Here is a 6,714-nt window from a genome sequence, read left to right as displayed (position 1 = left end):
TTTGTAAGCTGTGCTTTGGTTAGGTTTTGATTGATAACACTTGCTGTCCATTCCGCATCCAGCAACTGCTTTCTTTTTGAATAGACGGTTGGAAAGCTGAACCTTTGAGAGAGTCCGAATGAGTTATCCGTTTCTTCCCCCTGAATCTGCCCAAAAGCTCCCGTAACTTCCAGTTGGGGAAGATCAAGATAGCTGGCTTTTAATTTTTCCTGATAATCAGAGATTAATTTTGAACTTTTAAGTGTTCCGTTTTGTTGATAAGCCTTTTCCAGAGCTTGTTCAAAGGTGATACTTTCCTGTGCGCTAAGACTTCCGAAAGAAACGAACAGCAGGAAGACAGACAGTTTTTTATAGTTTATTTTTTTAGAGAATTTCATTTTATCTTTATTAATGTGTTCAAATAAGACGTAAAGAATAGGGAGTACAAACAAGGTTAAAAGAGTGGCAAGCATCAATCCGCCGATCACTACGGTAGCTAATGGTCTCTGTACTTCAGCTCCTGCTCCGTTACTGATTGCCATTGGAAGGAAACCTAATGAAGCTACAAAAGCAGTCATCAGAACCGGGCGAAGTCTGATCCTTGTTCCCATCAACACAATTCTGCTGGTATTGGTTATACCATTCTTTTTCAATCGGTTAAATTCTGATACTAAAACAATTCCGTTAAGTACGGCAACTCCAAATAAAGCAATGAATCCAACGCCGGCACTGATACTGAAAGGCATTCCTCTTAAAGCAAGGAAATATACTCCTCCAATTGCTGATAATGGTATTGCGGTATAGATTAATAAGCTGTGTTTTACAGAACCGAAAGCAAAGAATAACAGCAAGAAAATCATCACCAAAGAAATAGGAACAGCAACTCCTAATCGGGCTTTGGCTTCGTTTAGGTTTTCAAAAGTTCCTCCATAAGCAATGGTATATCCAGGAGAGAATTTCATATCCTTTCCTACTTTTTGCTGAAGTTCCTCCACAACAGTCTGAACATCTCTTCCCTTGGCATTAAATCCTATGATAATCCTTCTTTTGGTATCTTCTCTCTGGATCTGGTTCGGACTGTCTTTAAGTTCTACTTTAGCCAGTTGAGACAGAGGAATTTGTTCTCCGGAAGCGGTAGGAACCAATAAGTTCTGGATGCTGGTAATATCTTTTTTATAATCATTATCCATACGGACAACGATATCAAACTTTTTCTCCCCTTCATATAAAGCTCCTGCCGTCTGCCCGGCAAAGGCCATATTAATTACTCTGTTGATCTCTCCAACGGAAATATTGTATCTGGATAATTCTGAGCGGTTATAATCAATTACAACTTGTGGAGCTCCTTCAACAGGTTCTATATAAAGATCCTGAGCTCCTTTTACTGTATTAATGATGCTTCCCAGTTTTTTGGCATAGGTGGTAAGGCTATCAAGATCTTCACCGTAAATTTTACAGACGATATCCTGTCTGGCTCCGGTCATCAGTTCATTAAAACGCATCTGCACCGGGAACTGGAAGCTGGTTGTTAATCCCGGAATAACACTTAATGCCTTGCTCATCTTTTCTGAGAGTTCAGGGAATGATTGGGCAGAGGTCCATTCTTTTTTAGGCTTTAAAACAATAATCATATCTCCGGCATCCATGGGCATAGGTTCTGTTGGGATCTCAGCACTTCCGATCTTGACAACGATCTTCTGGATTTCCGGGAACTGTTTTAAAAGGATGCTTGAAGCCTGTGTGGTTACCTTTTTGGTCTCATTGATATTACTTCCCTGAAGAATCCTCATTTCAACAGCAAAATCTCCTTCTTCCAAAGAAGGAATGAATTCTCCACCCATTCTGGATAAGGTGAAAACGGCCCCGGCAAAAAGAACCAAAACACTCAGAATGATTGTTTTTCTGAATTTTAAAGCTTTCATCAGGAACTTTTGATGCCCTGCTTCCACTTTGGCCATTACCCTGTCGGAAATATTCTCTTTTTCTTTTTTCTTTCTGCTCAATACCAATGAACTCATCATGGGAATATAGGTAAGGGAAAGAATAAAGGCTCCAATTAAGGCAAAAGCTACCGTTTGTGCCATTGGTTTGAACATTTTTCCTTCAATTCCCTGCAGTGTAAAGATCGGAAGGTATACGATAAGGATAATAATCTGTCCGAAAACGGCACTGTTAACCATTTTGGTGGCAGAACTGGAAACCTGGTCATCCATTTCCTTTTTACTCAGCATATTGTCTTTTCCAAAATGCTTTTTATGAGCCAGTTGATGCAGAACTGCTTCTACAATGATAACAGCTCCATCCACAATAAGACCAAAGTCTAAAGCACCAAGGCTCATCAGGTTACCTCCAACACCAAAGATATTCATCATAATAATGGCAAACAGCATGGCTAAAGGAATGACAGAGGCAACCAGCAATCCGGCTCTGAAGTTTCCAAGGAAAATGACAAGGATGAACACAACGATTAAAGCTCCTTCCATCAGGTTGGTCTTTACCGTACTGATGGTATTGTTAACCATTTTAGCACGATCCAGGAAAGGTTCAATCACTACCCCTTCCGGTAAAGATTCCTGAATCTTTTCAAGCTTTTGCTTGATGTTACCGATTACCTGATTGGCATTTTCTCCTTTAAGCATCAATACTATCGCTCCGGAGACTTCTCCTGTATCGTTATAGGTCATGGCGCCATACCTTGTCGCATATCCGATTTTCACCGTGGCAACATCTTTAATATGAACAGGAATACCTTCTTTGGTTTCTGCTACCTGGGTATTTCCAATATCTTCTGTTGTTCCCAAAAGACCTTCACTTCGGATAAAAAGAACGGTTTCTTTCTTTTCGATATAAGCTCCACCGGTATTCTGGTTATTCTTTTCCAATGCTGCAAAAACATCATTGATATTGATATTAAAAGCCTGAAGTTTGTTAGGATTAATAGCAATCTCATACTGTTTCAGCTTTCCTCCGAAGCTGCTGACATCTGCAACTCCTTTGGTTCCGAGCAATTGTCGTCTGACTATCCAGTCCTGAATAGTTCTTAATTCCGTTTCGTCATACACGTTTTCATAGCCTTTCTTGGCTCTTACTACATATTGGAAAACTTCGCCTAATCCTGTAGAAATAGGACCTAATTCTGGCTTTCCAATTCCGGCAGGAATATTGTCCTGAACGAGCTGTAAACGCTCCTGGACCTGTTGTCGGGCCCAATATACATCGGTATCATCATCAAAAACAACTGTTACTAATGACAATCCGAATCTGGAGAGGCTTCGGAGCTCGGTGATTCCGCTGATGTTGCTGGTTGCCTGTTCAATGGGAAATGTTACGAGACGCTCAATATCTGCAGCTCCGTAAGAAGGTGCAGTAGTGATAATCTGTACCTGATTATTGGTGATATCAGGCTGAGCATCAATGGGTAATCTGGAGGTTTCATATACTCCGAAAAGGACTAATCCTATGGTGAACAGAGCAATGATGAGTTTATTCTTTACAGAAAACTCAATAATTTTGTTTAACATGAAAAAATTATTAATAGATAATCTGTAGTCTTTTATAAACTGCTTGTAATTGATGGATGAACCGCAAAAGTCACAAACCTGGCTTAAGTTTGGAATGGGGTTGAATAGAAGTTCACAAAAAATAAAAATCAAAGATTTTCACAAGATAAGTGTACTCTTATTTAAAAACAAAGCAGAATAATGTTATGCTACAAGATTGATTGATAAACAATAAGAATAGATGACTTTAAGGAAAACTTAAAGTATTCATTTTTAATTTTAAATCAATGAAGAAAGCCGTGGAGGCTGGAAAATATTGGAAAGGTAAAGGTTTGAGAAATCCTTTTCCTGATAAATGCTGTTTTTCTGAGGAATTCTGATTTCCTTAGGTTTTTTGATTTCAAAGGTATAATCAGGAAGTTGTGCATGTACAGTCAATACAATAGGCGGATTAATAAAAGGTAACTTCTGATCCAGATCCCAGTCAGCATCTTTTTTATGATTGTCATAATGTTCCATGACGAATTCTGAAAGATTTCCTTCATATTCCATAAAGTGTTCTACAAACATAGGCACCTTCAGTACTTCCCCCGCATTGGTGGTAGCCAGCACATACATCATTGAACATATTATGGAGAACCATTTTAACATCCCTGCAAATATAAGGCTTAAATTTTTTCTGAAGAAAAAGAGAAAGATTAATTTTTGTTTAATAAAGAGGTTTTTCGACCTTACCAATGCAGTTGCATACTTTGCTATGCTTTATATGTTAGAATATTTTTTCAGAGTCTCCCTTAAATTCTGTTTTAGTCAAAATCCAATAATCCGTTGGTAAGTTGTTTCCACTGAATTTTAGCGATACCTAACATTCCACCAATGGCTACTGCTACATTTCTGAGTATATCAATGAAGTTGGCATTATAGTTTGGAGACTCATTTCTTCCGTATACCGCCGCTTTTAAATGAGTGGGATATTTCTGGATCATAAAAGTAGAAGTTGCTTTAGAGCTGTAAAAGTGGGCAATATGACTGCTTGTGTCAGTCGGGTTCTGAGAGGGTCTGCAGGTCATTGTAATACTTTCCGAATGGGCGTCTTCGTAGTAGCAGATATCAATTATTTCTACCCAATCGTACCCTTTGGCCTCTGTTTCTCCGGGACCGGGAATATTGATTCTTACAAAATCTCCTTTCTGTGGTTCTCTTTCTGCCGGATTGCCATTAGGTGTATAGAGCTTAAAGGCCGCAAAAGCTTCTCCGCAATAGCTCTTCCAGTCATTAACAGAGAAAAACCGTTTCTTTAAGGTTTCATATTTTACTGAAATTACTGCCTTTTCAAACTTCATATACGTTTCTGTATCATGGAATCCACCTGACTTTTGCTCGGGAACTCCCTTAATTTGTTTTGGCTTCATACCTCTTTTTAATCAAATTAAAAGAAATTATTTATTTTTCTTTATGATTGGAGTCATATTATCACTTTTCCGTAGTAAATTAAAAGCTATATTTTCTTCTATCTGGCAGAGATTCAATTAATCTTGTAGAGCTTAGTTATTTTCATTTTCTCTGTTTAGCTTCTTTTTAAAATTGTATTCATAACAATAAATGAGCATTGAATGGTAAATGTATGCAGTAATATGTTAGATAATCTGATATACAAAGTATTTACTATATGGATTAAACAATCTTATACAGACTATATTTCAAAATCATAAGGAAAACTAAAATATAGTAAAGAATGGTAATTTTTAATTAAAATAAATAATATTTAAAAAAAATACATATACAATGCTTTGCATAATATAAATTTTACTTATATTTGTGAATCGAAATAATTTTTTTTCATCATTTGTGTTTTTTTAAGGTCTCCTATCTGGAGGCCTTTTTTGTTTTAATAAGCCTCATAATTGATTATTTTTTGTTTATTTGATAAATAGACAAAAAGTGAATTATTTGTTTTATTAAAGTTTAAAAATACTTTTATATAATATGTTCAGAAGATTTCTAATATTAATAAATCCTCTTTTCTGAACCCAGGTTAATGTTTTTCATAAAATCGGTTGGTCTGAACTGCATCACTGCTTGAAAACTTCTGGTGTAAGCCTGCACGCTCTTATACCCTACTTTATAAGCCGTCTCTGAAATCGTAAAGTTACCAGAACTTAAAAGTTCAAGGCTTTTAATGATACGAAGCATTTGCTGGTATTTGCTCAGTGTAAGGCCCGTTTCTTTCTTGAAGATTCTTTCTAAGCTTCGGACAGAAACAAGGGCCAACTCACCAAGATCCTCTATTTTTATTTCTGTATTATAATGATGATGAAGATACTCAATCACTTTTTCCAGACGTTTGTCTTTTGGAAGGCAGATATGTAGTTTCAGAGAATGTTCTACAAAATGAGGAAGTTCATTAAAAAGAGCCTTCAAAAACACCACTTCATCTTTGTTGCTTTTCTGCTGTTTGGACCATTTTTCAGCATATTTTATCATTTCCCGCAGTACAGGAGGAACAGAAAATACATTAACCTCGTCATAAAATGAATTTTGCCGGTCTGTATCGGCAAACATAATCATCAGTTTGATCTTTTCAGAATGGGAATTGGTTTTATGTATGGCGCGTGAAGGAATCCAGGCTGCATGATTCTGAGGAAGAAGATAAATCCTTTCTTCAATCGTAATATATTGAAATCCGCTTTCTACGTATACTAATTGACCTTTTTCATGCTGATGGAGAACGTTATCATGAACCCAGTTGTCTTCAAACCAAACAAAATAAGGTTTAGTAAGTTCATCTATTTTGATATTGTCATTTGCATTCATGTCGTTTCAGGTTAAAACTTTGGCAAAATTAAACAAAATTACTATGCTAATTTTGTACAAAAGTTTTTACTATGATGAAGAACGAAGTAAAAAAGAATGCTTCTTATGTTTTAATGATTCTGAATGTTTTGGTGGTGATACTGATCTCCAGTAATCTTAGATCCCCTATTGTTGCTGTATCTCCGGTGCTTGGAGATGTGAGGGATGCTCTGAGACTGGATAATTTCCAGGTGAGTCTTCTCACTTCTATTCCCCTTTTTATGTTTGCAGTCTGTTCCGTTTTGGTCAGCAGATTTTCCAATAAGTTTGGAATCAGCAAATTATTAATGTATTCCTTGATTATTTTAAGTTTTGGATTATTCCTGAGAATTTCAGGTTCCGTTTGGCTGTTGTTTGCGGGTTCGGTATTTATTGGTTTGGG

Annotated in this window: 4 protein-coding genes and 1 pseudogene; 1 reads left to right on the top strand and 4 read right to left on the bottom strand. The window is 36.7% G+C overall.

What is annotated here, in order from left to right; all coding sequences use genetic code 11:
• The 4 genes from BBH99_RS07155 to BBH99_RS07140 form a co-directional block, all read right to left on the bottom strand.
• On the bottom strand, positions 1-3,500 hold a 3,500-nt coding region (locus BBH99_RS07155), incomplete at its 3' end, for an efflux RND transporter permease subunit (RefSeq protein WP_066693934.1).
• Positions 3,501-3,758: 258 nt separating this feature from the next.
• The gene (locus BBH99_RS07150) at positions 3,759-4,130 is read right to left on the bottom strand and encodes a hypothetical protein (RefSeq protein ID WP_123873062.1); all 372 of its coding nucleotides are present in this window, start codon (positions 4,128-4,130) and stop codon (positions 3,759-3,761) included.
• Between the two features lie 155 nt (positions 4,131-4,285).
• On the bottom strand, positions 4,286-4,891 hold the full coding sequence (locus BBH99_RS07145; RefSeq protein ID WP_066693930.1) for a hypothetical protein: 606 nt from the start codon (positions 4,889-4,891) through the stop codon (positions 4,286-4,288).
• Positions 4,892-5,486: 595 nt separating this feature from the next.
• Positions 5,487-6,293: an AraC family transcriptional regulator gene (locus BBH99_RS07140; RefSeq protein ID WP_066693928.1), complete on the bottom strand. Its 807-nt coding sequence runs from the start codon at positions 6,291-6,293 to the stop codon at positions 5,487-5,489.
• Positions 6,294-6,364: 71 nt separating this feature from the next.
• Here BBH99_RS07140 and BBH99_RS07135 point away from each other — a divergent pair.
• Positions 6,365-6,714 (top strand): annotated as a pseudogene (locus BBH99_RS07135) (MFS transporter); the annotation flags it as partial.

Origin of the sequence: Chryseobacterium contaminans (assembly GCF_001684955.1) — a bacterium.
GTDB lineage: Bacteria > Bacteroidota > Bacteroidia > Flavobacteriales > Weeksellaceae > Chryseobacterium > Chryseobacterium contaminans.
Note: the sequence above shows the minus strand (reverse complement) of the source record. Positions and strands in the feature narration are given on the sequence as shown.